A 17802-nucleotide genomic window follows, 5' to 3' on the forward strand; every position below is an offset into this window, starting at 1 on the left:
GCAAGACAATAGCGTCGCAAGACAACAGTGGAGCTAGTAGATGGCAACTATCAACCAGCTGGTACGTCAGCCGCGTAAGCGTATCGTCGAGAAATCCGACGTGCCTGCGCTGCAAAACTGCCCGCAACGTCGTGGTGTATGCACTCGTGTGTATACAACTACGCCGAAAAAACCTAACTCGGCACTGCGTAAAGTATGCCGTGTGCGTCTGACCAACGGTTTCGAGGTTTCCTCGTACATCGGCGGTGAAGGCCACAACCTGCAAGAGCACAGCGTGGTACTGATTCGTGGCGGTCGTGTAAAAGACTTGCCAGGTGTTCGTTATCACACCGTTCGCGGTTCTTTGGATACTTCCGGCGTTAAAGGTCGTAACCAGGGTCGCTCGAAGTACGGTACCAAGAAACCGAAGTAGTTTTCGGTAGCTGGTAAATAATGCAGATTTCTTTTTTTCTGAGTCGATAAGAGTAAGGTCGGACGTGCATCGTCAAGGTGCAAGGGTTCCGAGCTAACCTGAAGACCGTTTGAGGGCTTATCCATGCCAAGAAGACGCGTAGCAGCCAAGCGCGAAGTGCTTGACGATCCAAAATACGGAAGCCAAATCCTGGCCAAGTTCATGAACCACGTGATGGAAAGCGGCAAGAAAGCCGTTGCCGAGCGTATCGTTTATGGCGCGCTGGAGAAGGTTAAAGAGCGTAAGAACAGCGATCCCCTGGAACTCTTCGAGAAAGCACTCGACGCCATCGCTCCGCTGGTCGAAGTGAAGTCGCGCCGTGTAGGCGGCGCTACTTACCAGGTTCCGGTCGAGGTTCGTCCGTCCCGTCGTAACGCTCTGGCCATGCGCTGGTTGGTAGACTTCGCGCGCAAGCGTGGCGAAAAGTCTATGGCTTTGCGCTTGGCTGGCGAACTGTTGGACGCTGCTGAAGGCAAAGGCGCAGCAGTTAAGAAGCGTGAAGACGTGCACCGTATGGCTGAAGCTAACAAAGCTTTCTCGCACTACCGCTTCTAATTTCAGCGCTACTCACTTTGCGAGGGCTTTATGGCTCGTACTACACCGATTAACCGCTACCGTAACATTGGTATCTGTGCTCACGTGGACGCGGGTAAAACCACGACTACTGAGCGGGTACTTTTTTACACGGGCAAAAGTCACAAGATGGGCGAGGTGCATGATGGCGCCGCGACCACGGACTGGATGGTGCAGGAGCAGGAGCGTGGTATTACCATTACTTCTGCTGCGATCACTACCTTTTGGCAGGGTTCTGCCAAACAGTACGACAACTACCGTTTCAATGTAATTGATACCCCGGGCCACGTTGACTTCACGATTGAAGTTGAACGTTCCCTGCGTGTACTCGATGGCGCGGTTGTTGTGTTCTGCGGCACCTCGGGTGTTGAGCCTCAGTCTGAAACCGTATGGCGTCAAGCCAACAAGTACGGGGTTCCGCGTCTTGTTTACGTAAACAAGATGGACCGTGCTGGTGCAGATTTCCTGCGCGTAGTAGGTCAGATCAAGAAGCGTCTGGGTCACACTCCAGTGCCTATCCAGTTGGCTATCGGTTCCGAAGACAACTTCCAGGGTCAGATCGATCTGATGACCATGGAAGCGGTTTACTGGAACGATGCTGACAAGGGCATGACGCCGCGTCGTGAAGCTATCCCTGCTGAAATGCAGGAATTGGCTGAAGAGTGGCGCAGCCACATGGTTGAGGCTGCGGCCGAAGCCAGTGAAGAGCTTATGAACAAGTACCTCGAAGGTGAAGAACTCACCGTCGCGGAAATCAAGGCGGCTCTGCGTCAGCGTACTATCGCTGGTGAGATCGTTCTGGCTGTTTGTGGTTCTTCCTTCAAGAACAAGGGTGTTCCCCTGGTTCTCGATGCTGTGATCGATTACCTGCCAGCGCCTACCGATATTCCAGCCATCAAGGGTTCTGATCCGGATGACGAAAATATCGAGATGGAGCGTCACGCGGATGATGCTGAACCGTTCTCGTCTTTGGCGTTCAAGATTGCGACTGACCCATTCGTGGGTACTTTGACCTTTGTCCGTGTTTACTCGGGCGTGTTGAACTCCGGTGACGGCGTGATCAACTCGGTTAAAGGCAAGAAAGAGCGTGTGGGTCGTATGGTGCAAATGCACGCAAACGCCCGTGAAGAGATCAAGGAAGTGCGCGCTGGTGACATCGCGGCCTTGATCGGCATGAAGGATGTCACCACTGGTGATACCCTGTGCGCCGCTGACAAGCCAATCATTCTGGTTCGTATGGAATTCCCGGAGCCGGTTATTTCGGTTGCCGTTGAACCTAAAACCAAGGATGACCAGGAAAAAATGGGTATCGCACTGGGCAAGCTTGCTCAGGAAGATCCATCTTTCCGTGTAAAAACTGATGAAGAGACTGGTCAGACGATCATCTCTGGCATGGGCGAATTGCACCTCGACATCCTGGTAGATCGGATGAAGCGTGAGTTCAACGTCGAAGCCAACATCGGTAAGCCTCAGGTTTCTTATCGTGAGCGCATCACGAAGAGCTGTGAGATCGAAGGCAAGTTCGTTCGTCAGTCCGGCGGTCGTGGTCAGTTTGGCCATTGCTGGATCCGTTTTGCACCTGCTGACGAAGGTCAGGAAGGTCTGCAGTTCGTGAACGAAGTGGTAGGTGGTGTGGTTCCTAAGGAATACATCCCGGCTATCCAGAAGGGTATCGAAGAGCAGATGAAGAACGGTGTTGTTGCCGGCTATCCGCTGATCGGCCTGAAGGCTACCGTGTTTGATGGTTCTTACCACGACGTCGACTCCAACGAGATGGCGTTTAAGGTGGCTGCTTCCATGGCGACCAAGCAACTGGCTACCAAAGGTGGTGGTGAGCTGCTTGAGCCGATCATGGCGGTAGAGGTTGTTACACCAGAAGACTATATGGGTGACGTGATGGGCGACTTGAATCGTCGTCGCGGCATGATTCAGGGTATGGAAGATACGGTTTCTGGCAAGGTTATCCGCGCTGAGGTTCCGTTGGGTGAAATGTTCGGTTATGCAACCGACGTTCGTTCCATGTCCCAGGGTCGCGCAAGCTACTCTATGGAATTCAAAAAATACGATACAGCGCCGTCGCACATCGTCGAAGCTGTTACTAAAAAACAAGGCTGATTTAGTTCAGTCCTTTAGGCAAGGAGTTAATTGTCGTGGCTAAAGAAAAATTTGATCGTTCCCTACCGCACGTCAACGTTGGCACTATCGGTCACGTTGACCATGGTAAAACCACTCTGACTGCAGCTCTGACTCGTGTTTGCTCCGAAGTTTTCGGTTCTGCTCGTGTTGACTTCGACAAGATCGACAGCGCGCCAGAAGAAAAAGCTCGTGGTATCACCATCAACACTGCTCACGTTGAGTACAACTCGACAATTCGTCACTACGCTCACGTTGACTGCCCAGGTCACGCTGACTACGTGAAGAACATGATCACTGGTGCTGCCCAGATGGACGGCGCGATCCTGGTTTGTTCGGCCGCTGATGGTCCGATGCCACAAACCCGTGAGCACATCCTGCTGTCCCGTCAGGTAGGCGTTCCGTACATCGTGGTTTTCCTGAACAAGGCTGACCTGGTAGACGACGCTGAGCTGCTGGAACTGGTTGAGATGGAAGTGCGCGATCTGCTGAGCACTTACGACTTCCCAGGTGACGACACTCCGATCATCATCGGTTCTGCTCGTATGGCTCTGGAAGGCAACGACGAAAACGAAATGGGCACCACTGCCGTTCGTAAACTGGTTGAAACTCTGGACAGCTACATCCCAGAACCAGTTCGTTTGACCGACAAGCCGTTCCTGATGCCAATCGAAGACGTATTCTCGATCTCTGGTCGCGGTACTGTTGTGACTGGTCGTATCGAGCGCGGTATCGTTCGCGTTCAGGATCCGCTGGAAATCGTTGGTCTGCGTGACACGACTGTTACCACTTGCACCGGCGTTGAAATGTTCCGCAAGCTGCTTGACGAAGGTCGTGCAGGCGAGAACTGCGGCGTTCTGTTGCGTGGTACCAAGCGTGACGACGTTGAGCGTGGTCAGGTTCTGGTTAAGCCGGGTTCGGTTAAGCCGCACACCAAGTTCACTGCAGAAGTATATGTTCTGAGCAAGGAAGAAGGCGGCCGTCATACTCCGTTCTTCAAAGGCTACCGTCCACAGTTCTACTTCCGTACTACTGACGTGACTGGTAACTGCGAGTTGCCAGAAGGCGTTGAAATGGTAATGCCGGGTGATAACATTCAAATGACTGTTACCCTGATCAAAACCATCGCAATGGAAGATGGTCTGCGTTTCGCTATCCGTGAAGGCGGTCGTACCGTCGGCGCTGGCGTCGTAGCCAAAATCATCGAGTAATCGATGATTGCATGAAAAAGCCCCCGCCTAGCGGGGGCTTTTTTTATTGAGTTGACACCTACTGGGGTCGTCTATAGAATTGCGCCTCCTTTTAACGGGCGTATTGCGCTCGGTGGGAATAGCAATCTGGAGTCTGAAATCCAATGCAAAATCAGCAAATCCGTATCAGGTTGAAGGCTTTTGACCATCGCCTGATCGACCAATCAACCCAGGAAATCGTGGAAACCGCGAAACGTACTGGTGCTCAAGTGCGTGGTCCAATTCCACTGCCTACCCGTAAAGAGCGGTTCACCGTTCTGGTCTCCCCGCACGTCAACAAAGACGCGCGTGACCAGTACGAGATCCGTACTCATAAGCGCGTACTGGACATCGTCCAGCCAACGGATAAAACCGTTGATGCACTTATGAAGCTTGATCTTGCGGCCGGTGTGGAAGTGCAGATCAGCCTCGGCTAAGACTTGGGTCTTAGTCGTGTAACGCTCTGAAATGGGCGGCCATAGCGGGTGAAAGCCCCGTACACTCATGAGGTTTACAACATGACTATTGGTGTAGTCGGTCGTAAATGCGGTATGACCCGTATTTTCACCGAAGAAGGTGTCTCCATTCCGGTCACGGTCATTGAGATCGAGCCGAATCGCGTCACCCAGTTCAAAACTGAAGAAACCGATGGCTATCGTGCAGTGCAAGTCACTGTCGGCGAGCGTCGCGCTTCGCGTGTAACAGCTGCCCAGGCGGGTCACTTCGCCAAGGCAAACGTTGCAGCCGGTCGTACCGTAATGGAATTCCGCCTTGAAGAAGGCGAGTACCAGGCAGGCGATCTGATCAACGCTGAAATCTTCACCGCAGGTCAGATGGTCGATGTGACCGGTCAGTCCAAGGGTAAAGGCTTCCAGGGTACGATCAAGCGTTGGAATTTCCGTGGCCAAGATAACACTCACGGTAACTCCGTTTCCCACCGCGTCCCGGGCTCTATTGGCCAGTGCCAGACTCCTGGTCGTGTATTCAAGGGCAAAAAAATGTCCGGTCATATGGGCGCTGAGCGCGTGACCGTGCAGTCCCTCGAAGTAGTGCGCGTCGACGCTGAACGCAATCTGTTGTTGGTCAAGGGTGCTGTTCCTGGCGCTACTGGCGGCAACCTGGTTGTACGTCCGGCGGCCAAGGCTCGCGGTTAAGGGGAAGCTGACATGCAATTAAACGTAAATGACGCTCAAGCGATCGAAGTTTCCGAACTGACATTCGGCGGCGAGTTCAACGAGACGCTGGTTCACCAAGCAGTCGTGGCCTACATGGCTGGCGGCCGTCAAGGTAGCAAGCAGCAAAAGACCCGTTCCGACGTTCGTGGTGGCGGTAAGCGCCCTTGGCGTCAGAAAGGTACTGGCCGTGCTCGTGCCGGTACTATCCGTAGCCCAATCTGGCGTGGCGGTGGTACCACATTCGCAGCTCGTCCACAGGATCACTCTCAGAAGCTGAACAAGAAGATGTATCGCGCAGCAATGCGTTCCATCCTTGCTGAGCTGGTGCGTACTGATCGTCTGGTCGTGGTTCAGGACTTCGCTGTTGAAGCGCCGAAAACCAAAGATCTGCTGAACAAACTGAATGGCATGGGTCTGACTGATGTCCTGATCGTGTCTGAAGTTGTTGATCAGAACCTGTACCTGGCTGCTCGTAACCTGCCACACGTTGATGTCCGTGACGTGCAAGGTTCCGATCCAGTTAGTCTGATCGCATACGACAAGGTGTTGATCACCGTGTCGGCCGTGAAGAAATTCGAGGAGCTGCTGGGATGAACCAGGAACGCGTATTTAAAGTTCTGCTTGGCCCGCACGTTTCCGAGAAGGCTACGGTTCTGGCAGACAAGAAAGGCCAGTTCGTTTTCAAGGTTGCTACTGATGCAACCAAGCTGGAAATCAAGAAGGCCGTCGAAAGCCTGTTCAGCGTGAAAGTTGAGCGTGTTACTACCCTGAATGTACTGGGTAAGAGCAAGCGCACCGCTCGCGGCGTGGGCAAGCGTAATGACTGGAAGAAGGCGGTAATTTCCCTTCAGCCAGGCCAAGATCTCGATTTCAGCAGCAGTGCTGAGTAAGGAAGGGGTGCATCATGGCAATCGTTAAATGCAAACCGACTTCCCCTGGCCGCCGTCATGTGGTCAAGGTGGTCAACCAGGAGCTGCATAAAGGCGCTCCTCACGCACCGCTGCTCGAGAAAAAATCGAAGTCTGGTGGTCGTAACAACAATGGCCGCATTACCACGCGTCACATCGGTGGTGGTCATAAGCAGCATTACCGTATGGTCGACTTCCGTCGCAACGACAAAGATGGCATTCCTGCCACTGTTGAGCGTATCGAATACGATCCAAACCGTACTGCTCACATTGCTCTTATGCTGTACGCAGACGGCGAACGCCGTTACATCATCGCCCCAAAAGGCGTGAGCGCTGGTGACCAGCTGATTTCGGGTGCTTTGGCTCCGATCAAGCCGGGTAACTCGCTGCAGCTGCGTAGCATTCCAGTTGGTAGCACCGTACACGGCATCGAGTTGAAGCCGGGTAAAGGCGCGCAAATCGCTCGCTCCGCTGGTGCTTCTGCTCAGCTGGTAGCTCGTGAAGGTGTCTACGTGACCCTGCGTCTGCGCTCCGGTGAAATGCGTAAAGTTCTGGCTGAATGCCGTGCGACCCTGGGTGAAGTCTCGAACTCCGAGCACAGCCTGCGTTCGCTGGGTAAAGCTGGTGCCAAACGCTGGCGTGGCGTTCGCCCAACCGTTCGTGGTGTTGCCATGAACCCGGTTGACCACCCACATGGTGGTGGTGAAGGTCGTACCTCTGGTGGTCGTCATCCGGTATCGCCATGGGGCTTCCCGACTAAGGGCGCGAAGACTCGTGGTAATAAGCGTACCGACAAAATGATCGTCCGTCGTCGCAAGTAAATAGAGGGATACGACAGTGCCACGTTCTCTGAAAAAAGGTCCTTTTATTGATCTTCACCTACTGAAGAAGATCGAAGTGGCGGCGGAAAAGAATGATCGCAAGCCGGTGAAAACCTGGTCGCGTCGTTCGATGATCCTGCCACAAATGGTCGGTCTGACCATCGCTGTGCATAACGGTCGTCTGCATGTTCCAGTTCTCGTGAACGAAGACATGGTTGGCCATAAACTAGGCGAGTTTGCCGGTACCCGCACTTATCGTGGGCACGTGGCAGACAAGAAAGCCAAGCGTTAAGGGGTAAGGAACGATGGAAGTAGCCGCTAAGTTGTCGGGCGCTCGAATCTCCGCCCAGAAAGCCCGCTTGGTCGCCGACCAGATCCGCGGGAAGAAGGTGGGCGAAGCGCTCAACCTGTTGGCTTTCAGCAACAAGAAAGCCGCCGAGATCATCAAGAAAGTGCTGGAGTCGGCCGTAGCCAACGCCGAGCATAACGAAGGCGCAGACGTTGACGACTTGAAAGTCGCCACCGTTTTCGTCAACGAAGGGCGTTCGCTGAAGCGCATCATGCCGCGTGCCAAAGGCCGCGCTGATCGCATCGTCAAGCGGTCTTGCCATATCACTGTCAAGGTTGCTGACAAGTAACGGAGTCGAAGAGATGGGTCAGAAAGTACATCCCATTGGCATTCGCCTGGGAATCGTCAAGGAGCACACCTCCGTCTGGTACGCAGACGGCCGGACTTATGCGGACTACTTGTTCGCTGATCTGAAGGTGCGTGAATACCTCCAAGACAAACTAAAAAGCGCGTCCGTAAGCCGTATCGATATCCATCGTCCGGCCCAAACTGCACGCATCACCATCCACACCGCTCGTCCAGGTATTGTTATCGGGAAGAAAGGTGAAGATGTTGAGAAACTGCGTCAGGACCTGACCAAGCAAATGGGTGTGCCTGTGCACATCAATATCGAAGAGATCCGCAAGCCGGAGCTCGACGGTATGCTGGTTGCGCAGAGCGTAGCTCAGCAGCTGGAGCGTCGTGTAATGTTCCGTCGCGCTATGAAGCGCGCTGTACAGAACGCTATGCGCATTGGTGCCAAGGGCATCAAAATCCAAGTGAGCGGTCGTCTCGGCGGTGCTGAAATTGCACGTACTGAATGGTATCGCGAAGGTCGTGTGCCATTGCACACCCTGCGTGCCGACATCGACTATGCCAACTACGAAGCTCACACCACTTACGGTGTGATCGGTGTAAAGGTTTGGATCTTCAAAGGCGAAGTAATTGGTGGTCGCCAAGAAGAACTGAAACCACAAGCACCAGCGCCTCGTAAAAAAGCTGCTAAGTAAGGGGTACGCCAAATGTTACAACCTAAGCGTACGAAGTTCCGCAAGCAAATGACTGGCCACAACCGTGGCTTGGCATTGCGCGGTAGCAAAGTCAGCTTCGGCGAGTTCGCGCTGAAGTCTGTTGCTCGTGGTCGTCTCACCGCTCGTCAGATCGAGTCAGCGCGTCGTGCACTGACCCGTCACGTGAAACGTGGTGGCAAGATCTGGATCCGTGTATTCCCGGACAAGCCTGTAACCAAAAAGCCCCTCGAAGTTCGTATGGGTAAAGGTAAGGGTAACGTGGAGTATTGGGTTGCCCAGATTCAGCCAGGCAAAGTCCTGTATGAGATCGAGGGTGTTTCTGAAGAGCTGGCGCGTGAGGCTTTCGCCCTGGCTGCTGCAAAGCTGCCGCTCGCCACCTCCTTTGTTAAACGGACGGTGATGTGATGAAAGCGAATGAACTTCGTGAAAAATCCGCACAGCAGCTGAACGAGCAACTGCTCGGCTTGCTGCGCGACCAGTTCAATCTGCGTATGCAGAAAGCAACTGGCCAGTTGGGGCAGTCGCATCTGCTCTCGCAAGTTAAGCGTGACATCGCTCGCGTGAAGACTGTGCTCAAACAGCAGGCAGGTAAGTAATCATGGCTGAAGCCGAAAAAACTGTCCGTACGCTGACTGGCCGTGTTGTCAGCGACAAGATGGACAAAACCATCACCGTTCTGATTGAGCGTCGCGTTAAGCACCCGATCTACGGTAAATACGTTAAGCGTTCGACTAAGCTGCACGCGCACGACGAAACCAATCAGTGCCACATCGGCGACAAAGTCACTATTCGTGAAACTCGTCCGATGGCCAAGACCAAGTCTTGGGCGCTGGTTGATGTTCTCGAACGCGCTGTGGAAGTCTAAGGACTAGGGGTCGGAGAAATTATATGATTCAGACTCAATCCATGCTCGATGTGGCCGATAACAGCGGCGCACGCCGCGTTATGTGCATCAAGGTGCTGGGTGGCTCCCATCGTCGTTACGCTGGTATCGGTGACATCATCAAAGTAACCGTCAAGGAAGCAATTCCGCGCGGTAAAGTGAAAAAAGGCCAAGTGATGACTGCAGTAGTAGTCCGCACTCGTCACGGCGTACGCCGTGCTGATGGCTCCATTATCCGCTTTGATGGCAACGCTGCTGTTCTTCTGAACAACAAGCAAGAGCCTATCGGCACCCGTATCTTTGGGCCAGTGACCCGTGAACTTCGTACTGAGAAGTTCATGAAGATCGTCTCGCTCGCCCCAGAAGTGCTGTAAGGAGATCCGACATGCAAAAGATTCGTCGTGACGACGAGATCATCGTGATCGCCGGCAAAGACAAAGGTAAGCGCGGTAAGGTGCTTAAGGTTCTCGCTGACAACCGTCTGGTTGTTGGTGGTCTGAACCTGGTAAAGCGTCATACCAAGCCTAACCCGATGTCGGGCGTACAAGGCGGTATCGTCGAAAAAGAAGCGCCATTGCACGCTTCTAACGTCGCCATTTTCAACGGCGAAACCAACAAGGCTGACCGCGTTGGTTTCAAAGTAGAAGAAGGCAAAAAAATTCGTGTCTTCAAGTCGACCCAAAAAGCGGTTGATGCTTGAACACTGCTAGGTAGATAAGACCATGGCACGACTAAAAGAGATTTACCGGAAGGAAATCGCTCCGAAACTTAAGGAAGAACTTAAGCTTTCGAACGTGATGGAAGTTCCGCGCGTTACCAAAATCACCCTGAACATGGGTCTGGGCGAAGCGATCGGCGACAAAAAAGTCATCGAGCACGCTGTAGCTGATTTGGAAAAAATCACGGGTCAAAAAGTTGTTGTGACTTACGCTCGCAAGTCCATCGCAGGCTTTAAAGTTCGCGAAGGCTGGCCGATCGGCGTCAAAGTAACTCTGCGCCGTGAGCGTATGTATGAATTCCTGGATCGTCTGCTGTCGATCTCCCTGCCTCGGGTTCGCGACTTCCGCGGCCTGAATGCCAAGTCCTTCGATGGTCGTGGTAACTACAGCATGGGCGTTAAAGAGCAGATCATCTTCCCGGAAATCGACTACGACAAGATCGATGCACTCCGCGGTCTGGATATTACCCTGACCACCACTGCTCGGACGGATGATGAAGGTCGCGCATTGCTGCGTGCATTCAAATTCCCGTTCCGCAACTGATTGGAGTAGGACCATGGCTAAGATGAGCATGAAAAACCGCGAGCTGAAGCGTCAGCTCACGGTTGCCAAGTACGCCAAGAAGCGTGCCGAGCTGAAAGCGATCATCGTTGATCTGAACGCAAGTCCAGAAGCGCGTTGGGAAGCTACAGTAGCTCTGCAGAAGCAGCCACGTGACGCAAGCGCTTCGCGCATGCGTAACCGCTGCCGCCTGACTGGTCGTCCGCATGGTGTTTACCGCAAGTTCGGCCTTGGCCGTAACAAATTGCGTGAAGCAGCAATGCGCGGTGACGTACCAGGTCTGGTTAAAGCCAGCTGGTAAGCTGTACAGGCAAAGTTATCGTTGTCAGGTTCGTAAGATCCTGACAGTCGGTGACCCTGAACATGAATCAAGCCCCTATTGGGGCTTGATTCATTTCTGGTGTGTGTCTAGAATGACCGGCTCGCCTGAGCCCGTGCTTTTTAAGCATTGAGTTACTCGGCGACAGTTGTAGCCGTAAGGCTAATTCTTTTTGTATCAGGAGCGTCTAGCCCATGAGTATGCAGGACCCGTTAGCGGACATGCTAACTCGAATCCGTAATGCCCAGATGGCTGAAAAGTCCGTCGTAAGCATGCCATCTTCCACGTTGAAGGTAGCTGTAGCCAAAGTTCTGAAGGACGAAGGTTACATCGCGGATTATCAGATCAGCAGCGAAATCAAGCCACTGCTGTCTATCGAGCTGAAGTACTTCGAAGGCCGTCCGGTTATCGAAGAAGTTAAGCGCGTTAGCCGTCCAGGCCTGCGTCAGTACAAGTCCTCCGAAGATCTGCCAAAAGTTCGTGGCGGTCTGGGTGTGTCTATCGTCTCCACCAACAAAGGTGTGATGACGGATCGTGCTGCGCGCGCTGCCGGTGTCGGCGGCGAAGTTCTTTGCACTGTGTTCTAAGGGGGGATAAGCATGTCACGCGTCGCTAAGAACCCCGTTAAGCTGCCAGCTGGTGTTGAAGTAAAATTCGCCGGCCAACAGCTTTCGGTGAAGGGTGCCAAGGGCACTCTAGAACTGAACATCCATTCGTCCGTTGAGATCGTTGAAGAAGCTGGTGAGCTGCGTTTCGCTGCTCGCAATGGCGATCAACAAACTCGCGCAATGGCTGGTACCACTCGTGCGTTGGTAAACAACATGGTCCAAGGCGTAAGCCAAGGCTTCGAGCGCAAGCTCCAGCTGGTCGGTGTTGGTTACAAAGCGCAAGCAAAAGGCACAGTGCTGAACCTGGCTCTTGGCTTCTCGCACCCAGTGGATTACGAACTGCCGGAAGGCATCACCGCTGAGACTCCTAGCCAGACCGATATCCTGATCAAGGGCATCGATAAGCAGCTAGTAGGTCAAGTGGCCGCTGAGATCCGCGACTTCCGTCCGCCAGAACCTTACAAAGGTAAAGGTGTGCGTTACGCGGACGAAGTCGTCCGCCGTAAAGAAGCCAAGAAGAAGTAGGGCCTAGCAAATGACCGACAAAAAAGTTACTCGACTGCGTCGCGCTCGCAAAGCACGTCTGAAAATGCACGAACTAGAAGTCGTGCGTCTCTGCGTGTTCCGCTCTTCGCAGCACATCTATGCCCAGGTCATCTCGGCCGACGGCAGCAAAGTCCTGGCAAGCGCCTCGACTTTGGACAAAGAACTGCGTGATGCTGCCACTGGCAACATCGACGCGGCCACAAAGGTTGGCCAGCTGGTCGCTACGCGTGCAAAAGCCGCTGGCGTCTCGCAGGTGGCTTTCGACCGCTCTGGCTTCAAGTACCACGGCCGCGTTAAAGCGCTGGCTGAGGCTGCTCGTGAAGCTGGGCTGGAGTTCTAAGTTATGTCAAATAACGACCAAAAGCGCGACGAAGGCTACATTGAGAAGCTGGTTCAAGTTAACCGCGTAGCCAAAACCGTTAAAGGCGGCCGTATCTTCACTTTCACCGCGTTGACCGTGGTTGGTGATGGTAAAGGGCGTGTTGGCTTCGGCCGTGGCAAGTCACGTGAAGTGCCTGCTGCGATCCAGAAGGCAATGGAAGCTGCTCGCCGCAACATGATCCAGGTTGATCTGAACGGCACCACCCTGCAGTACGCAATGAAGTCTGCCCATGGCGCTTCGAAGGTGTACATGCAGCCTGCTTCTGAAGGTACCGGTATCATCGCTGGCGGCGCTATGCGTGCTGTCCTCGAAGTTGCTGGCGTTCAGAACGTACTGGCTAAGTGCTACGGCTCGACTAACCCTGTAAACGTGGTTCACGCCACATTTAAAGGTTTGAAAGCTATGCAGTCTCCTGAATCTATTGCCGCTAAGCGTGGCAAAAGCGTTAAGGAGATCTTCTGATCATGGCTACCGTTAAAGTAACGTTGATCAAAAGCATGACCGGCCGTATCCCTAACCACAAACTGTGCGTTAAGGGTCTGGGTCTGCGTCGCATCGGTCACACTGTAGAAGTACTTGATACTCCCGAGAATCGCGGGATGATCAACAAGGCTTACTACATGCTGCGTGTAGAGGGTTAATCGATGAAGCTCAATGATCTGAGTCCAGCGCCGGGTTCCCGTCGCGAAAAGCATCGTCCGGGCCGTGGTATCGGTAGTGGTTTGGGTAAGACTGGTGGCCGTGGTCACAAAGGTCAGACTTCCCGCTCCGGTGGCACCATTGCTCCAGGCTTTGAAGGCGGCCAACAGCCGTTGCATCGCCGTCTGCCTAAGTTCGGTTTCGTTTCCCTGAAAGCTATGGATCGCGCAGAAGTGCGTTTGTCCGAGCTGGCTAAAGTGGAAGGCGACATCGTAACTGTGCAGACTCTGAAGGATGCCAACGTGATCAACGTCAACGTACAACGTGTGAAAATCATGTTGTCCGGTGAAGTGACTCGCGCTGTCACCATCAAAGGTATCGCAGCCACCAAAGGTGCGCGTGCGGCTATCGAAGCAGCTGGCGGCAAGTTCGAGGAATAAATGGCTAAGCAAGGTGCTCTCTCAGCGCTCAGCAAAGGCGGGTTGTCCGAGCTCTGGGCTCGTCTGCGTTTTCTATTCCTGGCGATTATCGTCTACCGGATAGGCGCACACATCCCAGTTCCTGGTATTAACCCGGACCGGCTGGCGGACCTGTTTCGACAGAATGAGGGGACCATTCTTAGCTTGTTCAACATGTTTTCCGGCGGCGCGCTGGAGCGGATGAGTATTTTTGCGCTGGGGATCATGCCGTACATTTCGGCATCGATCATCATGCAGCTTATGTCCGCTGTTAGCCCGCAGCTGGAGCAGTTGAAGAAGGAAGGTGAAGCTGGCCGTCGCAAGATTAGCCAGTACACCCGCTACCTCACTGTCGCTCTTGCTCTCGTCCAGGCTATTGGCATGTCCATTGGTCTGGCGGGGCAGGGCGTAGCGTTCACTGGTGACCTGGGCTTTCATTTCGTTGCAGTGACCACATTTGTGGCTGGTGCAATGTTCATGATGTGGCTGGGTGAGCAGATTACTGAACGTGGAGTTGGCAACGGTATCTCGATGTTGATTTTTTCGGGTATCGTCGCCGGTCTTCCGAGAGCAATTGGGCAGTCGTTCGAGTCTGCGCGTCAGGGTGATATCAATATTTTCGCCCTGGTTGCTATCGGTTTGCTGGCAGTAGCGATTATCGGTTTTGTGGTGTTCATTGAGCGTGGCCAGCGTCGTATTGCTGTTCACTACGCTAAGCGTCAGCAGGGCCGTAAGGTGTTTGCTGCTCAAACGAGCCACCTGCCGCTGAAAGTGAATATGGCCGGCGTAATCCCGGCTATTTTCGCGAGCAGCATTTTGCTGTTCCCGGCTTCGCTGGGTGCCTGGTTTGGTCAGTCTGAAGGTATGGGCTGGTTGCAGGACATCTCACAGTCGATCGCTCCTGGTCAGCCGTTGAATATTCTGCTGTTTAGTGCAGGGATTATTTTCTTCTGCTTCTTCTATACGGCGTTGATGTTCAATCCGAAAGACGTAGCGGAAAACCTGAAGAAGTCCGGTGCCTTTATTCCGGGTATCCGTCCAGGCGAGCAGTCGGCGCGCTATATTGATGGCGTTTTGACTCGTTTGACTCTGTTCGGTGCTCTTTATATGACGGCCGTGTGTCTGCTGCCCCAATTCCTGGTGGTTGCAGCCAACGTTCCGTTCTACCTTGGCGGGACCTCGTTGCTGATCGTTGTCGTGGTTGTTATGGACTTCATGTCGCAAGTACAATCGCACCTCGTTTCGCACCAGTACGAATCCCTGATGAAGAAAGCCAACCTGAAGGGCTACGGCAGCGGAATGCTTCGCTGAAGTACCCATAAGGTTAGAGGAGTTGGTGATGAAAGTTCGTGCATCGGTGAAAAAGCTGTGCCGTAACTGCAAGATTATTCGCCGCGAAGGTGTTGTTCGGGTAATTTGCAGCGCGGAACCACGTCACAAACAGCGCCAAGGCTGAGTGTGATCTGTTTGAAGCCCAGCAGCTAGTGCGCTGCTGGGTTGATTATTTGTTATTACAGCGATATTATCTCGCGCCCTATTTCTTGGCTTCCGGGGCGTAGGTAGCTGTCAATTGGAGTCCCACTGAATGGCCCGTATTGCAGGCGTTAACATTCCAGATAACAAGCACACTGTTATCTCGCTGACCTACATCTATGGTGTTGGTCGCACTACTGCACAGAAAATCTGTGTAGATGCTGGTGTAAACCCAGCCGCTAAGATCAAGGATCTGAGCGACGAGCAGATTGAACAGCTGCGTGGCGAAGTGGCAAAGTTCACCACTGAAGGTGACCTGCGTCGTGAAGTCAACATGAAAATCAAACGCTTGATGGACTTGGGCTGCTACCGCGGTCTGCGCCATCGTCGTGGTCTTCCAGTGCGCGGTCAGCGTACCAAGACCAACGCGCGTACTCGCAAAGGTCCGCGTAAGCCGATCCGCAAGTAATCGCACCAGCGAATCGACAGGAATTTAGTCATGGCAAAACCTGCTGCTCGTCCTCGTAAAAAAATTAAAAAGACAGTGGTTGATGGCATCGCCCACATCCACGCGTCTTTCAACAACACCATCGTGACCATCACCGACCGTCAGGGTAATGCGCTTTCTTGGGCAACCTCCGGTGGTTCGGGTTTCCGCGGTTCTCGCAAGTCCACCCCGTTCGCTGCTCAAGTAGCTGCTGAACGTGCTGGTCAAGCTGCGCTGGAATATGGCCTGAAAAACCTTGACGTTAACGTTAAGGGCCCAGGTCCAGGTCGTGAGTCCGCTGTCCGTGCTTTGAACGGCTGTGGCTATAAGATCGCCAGCATCACCGACGTGACGCCAATCCCGCACAACGGGTGCCGTCCGCCGAAGAAGCGCCGCGTGTAATCCAGGAGACTGTAAAGAATGGCTCGTTACATTGGTCCAAAATGCAAACTGGCACGTCGTGAAGGCACCGATCTCTTCCTGAAGAGTGGTGTGCGCGCTATCGAATCGAAGTGCAATATTGAAGCTGCTCCAGGCATCCACGGCCAGCGCCGCGGTCGCCAATCCGACTACGGCACCCAGCTGCGTGAAAAGCAGAAGGTCCGTCGTATCTACGGCGTTCTCGAGCGTCAGTTCAGCGGCTACTACAAACAAGCTGCTGGCAAGAAAGGTGCAACCGGTGAAAACCTGCTGCAACTGCTCGAATGCCGTCTGGATAACGTCGTATACCGTATGGGTTTCGGTTCTACTCGTGCCGAATCTCGTCAGTTGGTATCGCACAAGTCGATCAGCGTTAACGGTCAGACCGTAAACGTTCCGTCCTACCAGGTTCGTGCTGGTGACGTGGTCGCTATCCGCGAGAAAGCAAAGAACCAGCTTCGCATTGTCCAAGCTCTCGATCTGTGTGCCCAACGTGGCCGCGTAGAATGGGTAGAAGTAGACACTGAGAAGAAGTCGGGCGTTTTCAAGAACGTTCCAGCTCGCAGTGATCTGTCCGCCGACATCAACGAAAGCCTGATTGTCGAGCTCTACTCCAAGTAAGGGCTAGAAAATAGGTGCATCCATGCAGATTTCGGTAAATGAGTTCCTGACACCTCGCCATATTGATGTGCAAGTTGTCAGTCCAACCCGCGCTAAAATCACTCTCGAGCCTCTCGAGCGTGGTTTTGGCCACACCCTGGGCAACGCGCTGCGCCGCATCCTGTTGTCCTCAATGCCAGGCTGTGCAGTAGTCGAGGCCGAGATTGATGGTGTGCTCCACGAGTACAGCGCCATCGAAGGTGTACAGGAAGACGTAATTGAAATCCTGTTGAACCTTAAAGGTCTGGCTATCAAGCTGCACGGCCGTGACGAAGTTACGCTGACCTTGTCGAAGAAGGGTTCGGGGGTGGTTACCGCTGCCGATATTCAGCTGGATCATGATGTCGAGATCGTTAATCCCGATCACGTAATCGCCAACCTGGCGTCTAACGGCGCCTTGAACATGAAGCTCACCGTAGCTCGTGGTCGTGGTTATGAACCAGCAGACTCGCGTCAGAGCGATGAAGATGAAAGCCGCAGCATTGGTCGCTTGCAGCTTGATTCTTCGTTCAGCCCGGTTCGCCGTATCGCATACGTGGTGGAAAACGCCCGTGTCGAGCAGCGTACTAACCTGGACAAACTGGTTATTGATCTGGAGACCAACGGTACCCTGGATCCTGAAGAGGCCATTCGTCGTGCTGCAACCATCCTGCAACAGCAGTTGGCTGCATTCGTCGACCTCAAAGGTGACAGCGAGCCAGTGGTTATCGAACAGGAAGACGAGATCGATCCGATCCTGCTTCGTCCGGTTGACGATCTGGAACTGACCGTGCGTTCGGCCAACTGCCTTAAGGCGGAGAACATTTACTACATTGGTGACCTGATTCAGCGCACCGAAGTAGAACTGTTGAAGACTCCGAACCTGGGCAAGAAATCCTTGACTGAAATCAAGGACGTTCTGGCCTCCCGTGGTCTGTCCCTCGGCATGCGCCTCGACAACTGGCCGCCTGCAAGTCTTAAGAAGGACGACAAGGCGACTGCCTGATCGTCGTAATCAC

General features: G+C 53.6%; 31 protein-coding genes. All 31 read left to right on the plus strand.

Annotation, left to right across the window (positions count from 1 at the left end):
- Positions 1-40: 40 nt before the first annotated feature.
- The 31 genes from rpsL (at position 41) to V6F78_RS15045 (ending at position 17789) form a co-directional block, all read left to right on the plus strand.
- Entirely contained in the window at positions 41-412 is a 372-nt protein-coding gene (gene rpsL, locus V6F78_RS14895; RefSeq protein WP_002555494.1) for a 30S ribosomal protein S12, read from the plus strand.
- A 123-nt stretch (positions 413-535) separates the two neighbouring features.
- A complete protein-coding gene (gene rpsG / locus V6F78_RS14900) occupies positions 536-1006 on the plus strand; it encodes a 30S ribosomal protein S7 (protein WP_016779172.1) in 471 nt (156 codons plus the stop codon).
- A gap of 30 nt (positions 1007-1036) precedes the next feature.
- Positions 1037-3139: an elongation factor G gene (gene fusA, locus V6F78_RS14905; protein WP_047279217.1), complete on the plus strand. Its 2103-nt coding sequence runs from the start codon at positions 1037-1039 to the stop codon at positions 3137-3139.
- 35 nt (positions 3140-3174) lie between these two features.
- Positions 3175-4368, plus strand: coding sequence for an elongation factor Tu (gene tuf / locus V6F78_RS14910; protein ID WP_005791980.1), 1194 nt, complete (start codon positions 3175-3177; stop codon positions 4366-4368).
- A gap of 143 nt (positions 4369-4511) precedes the next feature.
- Entirely contained in the window at positions 4512-4823 is a 312-nt protein-coding gene (rpsJ, locus tag V6F78_RS14915) for a 30S ribosomal protein S10 (protein ID WP_003186070.1), read from the plus strand.
- 81 nt (positions 4824-4904) lie between these two features.
- Positions 4905-5540, plus strand: coding sequence for a 50S ribosomal protein L3 (gene rplC, locus V6F78_RS14920; protein ID WP_003444377.1), 636 nt, complete (start codon positions 4905-4907; stop codon positions 5538-5540).
- A gap of 12 nt (positions 5541-5552) precedes the next feature.
- A complete protein-coding gene (rplD, locus tag V6F78_RS14925; protein ID WP_047277894.1) occupies positions 5553-6155 on the plus strand; it encodes a 50S ribosomal protein L4 in 603 nt (200 codons plus the stop codon).
- Positions 6152-6451, plus strand: coding sequence for a 50S ribosomal protein L23 (rplW, locus tag V6F78_RS14930; RefSeq protein ID WP_003444375.1), 300 nt, complete (start codon positions 6152-6154; stop codon positions 6449-6451). The genes rplD and rplW overlap by 4 nt, the downstream gene beginning before the upstream one ends.
- 14 nt (positions 6452-6465) lie before the next feature.
- The gene (gene rplB / locus V6F78_RS14935) at positions 6466-7290 is read left to right on the plus strand and encodes a 50S ribosomal protein L2 (RefSeq protein ID WP_047277892.1); all 825 of its coding nucleotides are present in this window, start codon (positions 6466-6468) and stop codon (positions 7288-7290) included.
- A gap of 16 nt (positions 7291-7306) precedes the next feature.
- Entirely contained in the window at positions 7307-7582 is a 276-nt protein-coding gene (gene rpsS / locus V6F78_RS14940) for a 30S ribosomal protein S19 (RefSeq protein WP_003232420.1), read from the plus strand.
- A 13-nt stretch (positions 7583-7595) separates the two neighbouring features.
- Entirely contained in the window at positions 7596-7928 is a 333-nt protein-coding gene (rplV, locus tag V6F78_RS14945) for a 50S ribosomal protein L22 (protein WP_003444373.1), read from the plus strand.
- A gap of 13 nt (positions 7929-7941) precedes the next feature.
- Positions 7942-8628, plus strand: coding sequence for a 30S ribosomal protein S3 (gene rpsC, locus V6F78_RS14950; protein ID WP_003176422.1), 687 nt, complete (start codon positions 7942-7944; stop codon positions 8626-8628).
- A gap of 12 nt (positions 8629-8640) precedes the next feature.
- Positions 8641-9054: a 50S ribosomal protein L16 gene (gene rplP, locus V6F78_RS14955; RefSeq protein WP_003186052.1), complete on the plus strand. Its 414-nt coding sequence runs from the start codon at positions 8641-8643 to the stop codon at positions 9052-9054.
- Positions 9054-9245, plus strand: coding sequence for a 50S ribosomal protein L29 (rpmC, locus tag V6F78_RS14960; protein WP_003444371.1), 192 nt, complete (start codon positions 9054-9056; stop codon positions 9243-9245). The genes rplP and rpmC overlap by 1 nt, the downstream gene beginning before the upstream one ends.
- A gap of 2 nt (positions 9246-9247) precedes the next feature.
- Positions 9248-9514 (plus strand): 30S ribosomal protein S17, encoded by a 267-nt coding sequence (gene rpsQ / locus V6F78_RS14965; RefSeq protein WP_003194644.1) that lies wholly within the window; start codon positions 9248-9250, stop codon positions 9512-9514.
- Between the two features lie 23 nt (positions 9515-9537).
- Positions 9538-9906 (plus strand): 50S ribosomal protein L14, encoded by a 369-nt coding sequence (gene rplN, locus V6F78_RS14970; RefSeq protein ID WP_002555479.1) that lies wholly within the window; start codon positions 9538-9540, stop codon positions 9904-9906.
- 11 nt (positions 9907-9917) lie between these two features.
- Positions 9918-10232 (plus strand): 50S ribosomal protein L24, encoded by a 315-nt coding sequence (rplX, locus tag V6F78_RS14975; protein ID WP_042561341.1) that lies wholly within the window; start codon positions 9918-9920, stop codon positions 10230-10232.
- A 22-nt stretch (positions 10233-10254) separates the two neighbouring features.
- Positions 10255-10794 (plus strand): 50S ribosomal protein L5, encoded by a 540-nt coding sequence (rplE, locus tag V6F78_RS14980; protein WP_003186044.1) that lies wholly within the window; start codon positions 10255-10257, stop codon positions 10792-10794.
- A gap of 13 nt (positions 10795-10807) precedes the next feature.
- Positions 10808-11113 carry a 30S ribosomal protein S14 gene (gene rpsN / locus V6F78_RS14985; protein ID WP_047277885.1) on the plus strand — a complete coding sequence of 102 codons (306 nt, stop codon included), beginning with the start codon at positions 10808-10810 and terminating at the stop codon, positions 11111-11113.
- Between the two features lie 212 nt (positions 11114-11325).
- Entirely contained in the window at positions 11326-11718 is a 393-nt protein-coding gene (rpsH, locus tag V6F78_RS14990) for a 30S ribosomal protein S8 (RefSeq protein ID WP_047277884.1), read from the plus strand.
- A 12-nt stretch (positions 11719-11730) separates the two neighbouring features.
- Complete coding sequence (rplF, locus tag V6F78_RS14995) at positions 11731-12264, plus strand: 50S ribosomal protein L6 (RefSeq protein ID WP_003176412.1); 534 nt, start codon at positions 11731-11733, stop codon at positions 12262-12264.
- A 10-nt stretch (positions 12265-12274) separates the two neighbouring features.
- Positions 12275-12625 (plus strand): 50S ribosomal protein L18, encoded by a 351-nt coding sequence (rplR, locus tag V6F78_RS15000; RefSeq protein WP_003444364.1) that lies wholly within the window; start codon positions 12275-12277, stop codon positions 12623-12625.
- Between the two features lie 3 nt (positions 12626-12628).
- The gene (gene rpsE, locus V6F78_RS15005) at positions 12629-13129 is read left to right on the plus strand and encodes a 30S ribosomal protein S5 (protein ID WP_003186035.1); all 501 of its coding nucleotides are present in this window, start codon (positions 12629-12631) and stop codon (positions 13127-13129) included.
- A gap of 2 nt (positions 13130-13131) precedes the next feature.
- Entirely contained in the window at positions 13132-13308 is a 177-nt protein-coding gene (gene rpmD / locus V6F78_RS15010) for a 50S ribosomal protein L30 (RefSeq protein WP_003186033.1), read from the plus strand.
- Positions 13309-13311: 3 nt separating this feature from the next.
- Entirely contained in the window at positions 13312-13746 is a 435-nt protein-coding gene (gene rplO / locus V6F78_RS15015) for a 50S ribosomal protein L15 (RefSeq protein WP_047277881.1), read from the plus strand.
- Complete coding sequence (gene secY / locus V6F78_RS15020) at positions 13747-15075, plus strand: preprotein translocase subunit SecY (RefSeq protein ID WP_003444361.1); 1329 nt, start codon at positions 13747-13749, stop codon at positions 15073-15075.
- A 28-nt stretch (positions 15076-15103) separates the two neighbouring features.
- Entirely contained in the window at positions 15104-15220 is a 117-nt protein-coding gene (gene rpmJ, locus V6F78_RS15025) for a 50S ribosomal protein L36 (protein WP_002555468.1), read from the plus strand.
- A 129-nt stretch (positions 15221-15349) separates the two neighbouring features.
- Positions 15350-15706, plus strand: coding sequence for a 30S ribosomal protein S13 (gene rpsM, locus V6F78_RS15030; RefSeq protein ID WP_047277874.1), 357 nt, complete (start codon positions 15350-15352; stop codon positions 15704-15706).
- 30 nt (positions 15707-15736) lie between these two features.
- The gene (rpsK, locus tag V6F78_RS15035) at positions 15737-16126 is read left to right on the plus strand and encodes a 30S ribosomal protein S11 (RefSeq protein ID WP_007924177.1); all 390 of its coding nucleotides are present in this window, start codon (positions 15737-15739) and stop codon (positions 16124-16126) included.
- 18 nt (positions 16127-16144) lie between these two features.
- Entirely contained in the window at positions 16145-16765 is a 621-nt protein-coding gene (gene rpsD, locus V6F78_RS15040; RefSeq protein ID WP_003444359.1) for a 30S ribosomal protein S4, read from the plus strand.
- A 22-nt stretch (positions 16766-16787) separates the two neighbouring features.
- A complete protein-coding gene (locus tag V6F78_RS15045; protein ID WP_003176403.1) occupies positions 16788-17789 on the plus strand; it encodes a DNA-directed RNA polymerase subunit alpha in 1002 nt (333 codons plus the stop codon).
- Positions 17790-17802 lie beyond the last annotated feature (13 nt).

Source organism: Pseudomonas sp. ESBL9 (assembly GCF_036668715.1).
Taxonomy (GTDB): Bacteria; Pseudomonadota; Gammaproteobacteria; order Pseudomonadales; family Pseudomonadaceae; genus Aquipseudomonas; species Aquipseudomonas lundensis.

What these genes read in the sequence shown, in the direction of transcription:
- rpsL (WP_002555494.1), top strand. Translation starts at nt 41, where the DNA reads ATGGCAACTATCAACCAGCTGGTACGTCAGCCGCGTAAGCGTATCGTC.
- rpsG (WP_016779172.1), top strand. Translation starts at nt 536, where the DNA reads ATGCCAAGAAGACGCGTAGCAGCCAAGCGCGAAGTGCTTGACGATCCA.
- fusA (WP_047279217.1), top strand. Translation starts at nt 1,037, where the DNA reads ATGGCTCGTACTACACCGATTAACCGCTACCGTAACATTGGTATCTGT.
- rpsJ (WP_003186070.1), top strand. Translation starts at nt 4,512, where the DNA reads ATGCAAAATCAGCAAATCCGTATCAGGTTGAAGGCTTTTGACCATCGC.
- rplC (WP_003444377.1), top strand. Translation starts at nt 4,905, where the DNA reads ATGACTATTGGTGTAGTCGGTCGTAAATGCGGTATGACCCGTATTTTC.
- rplD (WP_047277894.1), top strand. Translation starts at nt 5,553, where the DNA reads ATGCAATTAAACGTAAATGACGCTCAAGCGATCGAAGTTTCCGAACTG.
- rplW (WP_003444375.1), top strand. Translation starts at nt 6,152, where the DNA reads ATGAACCAGGAACGCGTATTTAAAGTTCTGCTTGGCCCGCACGTTTCC.
- rplB (WP_047277892.1), top strand. Translation starts at nt 6,466, where the DNA reads ATGGCAATCGTTAAATGCAAACCGACTTCCCCTGGCCGCCGTCATGTG.
- rplV (WP_003444373.1), top strand. Translation starts at nt 7,596, where the DNA reads ATGGAAGTAGCCGCTAAGTTGTCGGGCGCTCGAATCTCCGCCCAGAAA.
- rpsC (WP_003176422.1), top strand. Translation starts at nt 7,942, where the DNA reads ATGGGTCAGAAAGTACATCCCATTGGCATTCGCCTGGGAATCGTCAAG.
- rplP (WP_003186052.1), top strand. Translation starts at nt 8,641, where the DNA reads ATGTTACAACCTAAGCGTACGAAGTTCCGCAAGCAAATGACTGGCCAC.
- rpmC (WP_003444371.1), top strand. Translation starts at nt 9,054, where the DNA reads ATGAAAGCGAATGAACTTCGTGAAAAATCCGCACAGCAGCTGAACGAG.
- rpsQ (WP_003194644.1), top strand. Translation starts at nt 9,248, where the DNA reads ATGGCTGAAGCCGAAAAAACTGTCCGTACGCTGACTGGCCGTGTTGTC.
- rplN (WP_002555479.1), top strand. Translation starts at nt 9,538, where the DNA reads ATGATTCAGACTCAATCCATGCTCGATGTGGCCGATAACAGCGGCGCA.
- rplX (WP_042561341.1), top strand. Translation starts at nt 9,918, where the DNA reads ATGCAAAAGATTCGTCGTGACGACGAGATCATCGTGATCGCCGGCAAA.
- rplE (WP_003186044.1), top strand. Translation starts at nt 10,255, where the DNA reads ATGGCACGACTAAAAGAGATTTACCGGAAGGAAATCGCTCCGAAACTT.
- rpsN (WP_047277885.1), top strand. Translation starts at nt 10,808, where the DNA reads ATGGCTAAGATGAGCATGAAAAACCGCGAGCTGAAGCGTCAGCTCACG.
- rpsH (WP_047277884.1), top strand. Translation starts at nt 11,326, where the DNA reads ATGAGTATGCAGGACCCGTTAGCGGACATGCTAACTCGAATCCGTAAT.
- rplF (WP_003176412.1), top strand. Translation starts at nt 11,731, where the DNA reads ATGTCACGCGTCGCTAAGAACCCCGTTAAGCTGCCAGCTGGTGTTGAA.
- rplR (WP_003444364.1), top strand. Translation starts at nt 12,275, where the DNA reads ATGACCGACAAAAAAGTTACTCGACTGCGTCGCGCTCGCAAAGCACGT.
- rpsE (WP_003186035.1), top strand. Translation starts at nt 12,629, where the DNA reads ATGTCAAATAACGACCAAAAGCGCGACGAAGGCTACATTGAGAAGCTG.
- rpmD (WP_003186033.1), top strand. Translation starts at nt 13,132, where the DNA reads ATGGCTACCGTTAAAGTAACGTTGATCAAAAGCATGACCGGCCGTATC.
- rplO (WP_047277881.1), top strand. Translation starts at nt 13,312, where the DNA reads ATGAAGCTCAATGATCTGAGTCCAGCGCCGGGTTCCCGTCGCGAAAAG.
- secY (WP_003444361.1), top strand. Translation starts at nt 13,747, where the DNA reads ATGGCTAAGCAAGGTGCTCTCTCAGCGCTCAGCAAAGGCGGGTTGTCC.
- rpmJ (WP_002555468.1), top strand. Translation starts at nt 15,104, where the DNA reads ATGAAAGTTCGTGCATCGGTGAAAAAGCTGTGCCGTAACTGCAAGATT.
- rpsM (WP_047277874.1), top strand. Translation starts at nt 15,350, where the DNA reads ATGGCCCGTATTGCAGGCGTTAACATTCCAGATAACAAGCACACTGTT.
- rpsK (WP_007924177.1), top strand. Translation starts at nt 15,737, where the DNA reads ATGGCAAAACCTGCTGCTCGTCCTCGTAAAAAAATTAAAAAGACAGTG.
- rpsD (WP_003444359.1), top strand. Translation starts at nt 16,145, where the DNA reads ATGGCTCGTTACATTGGTCCAAAATGCAAACTGGCACGTCGTGAAGGC.
- V6F78_RS15045 (WP_003176403.1), top strand. Translation starts at nt 16,788, where the DNA reads ATGCAGATTTCGGTAAATGAGTTCCTGACACCTCGCCATATTGATGTG.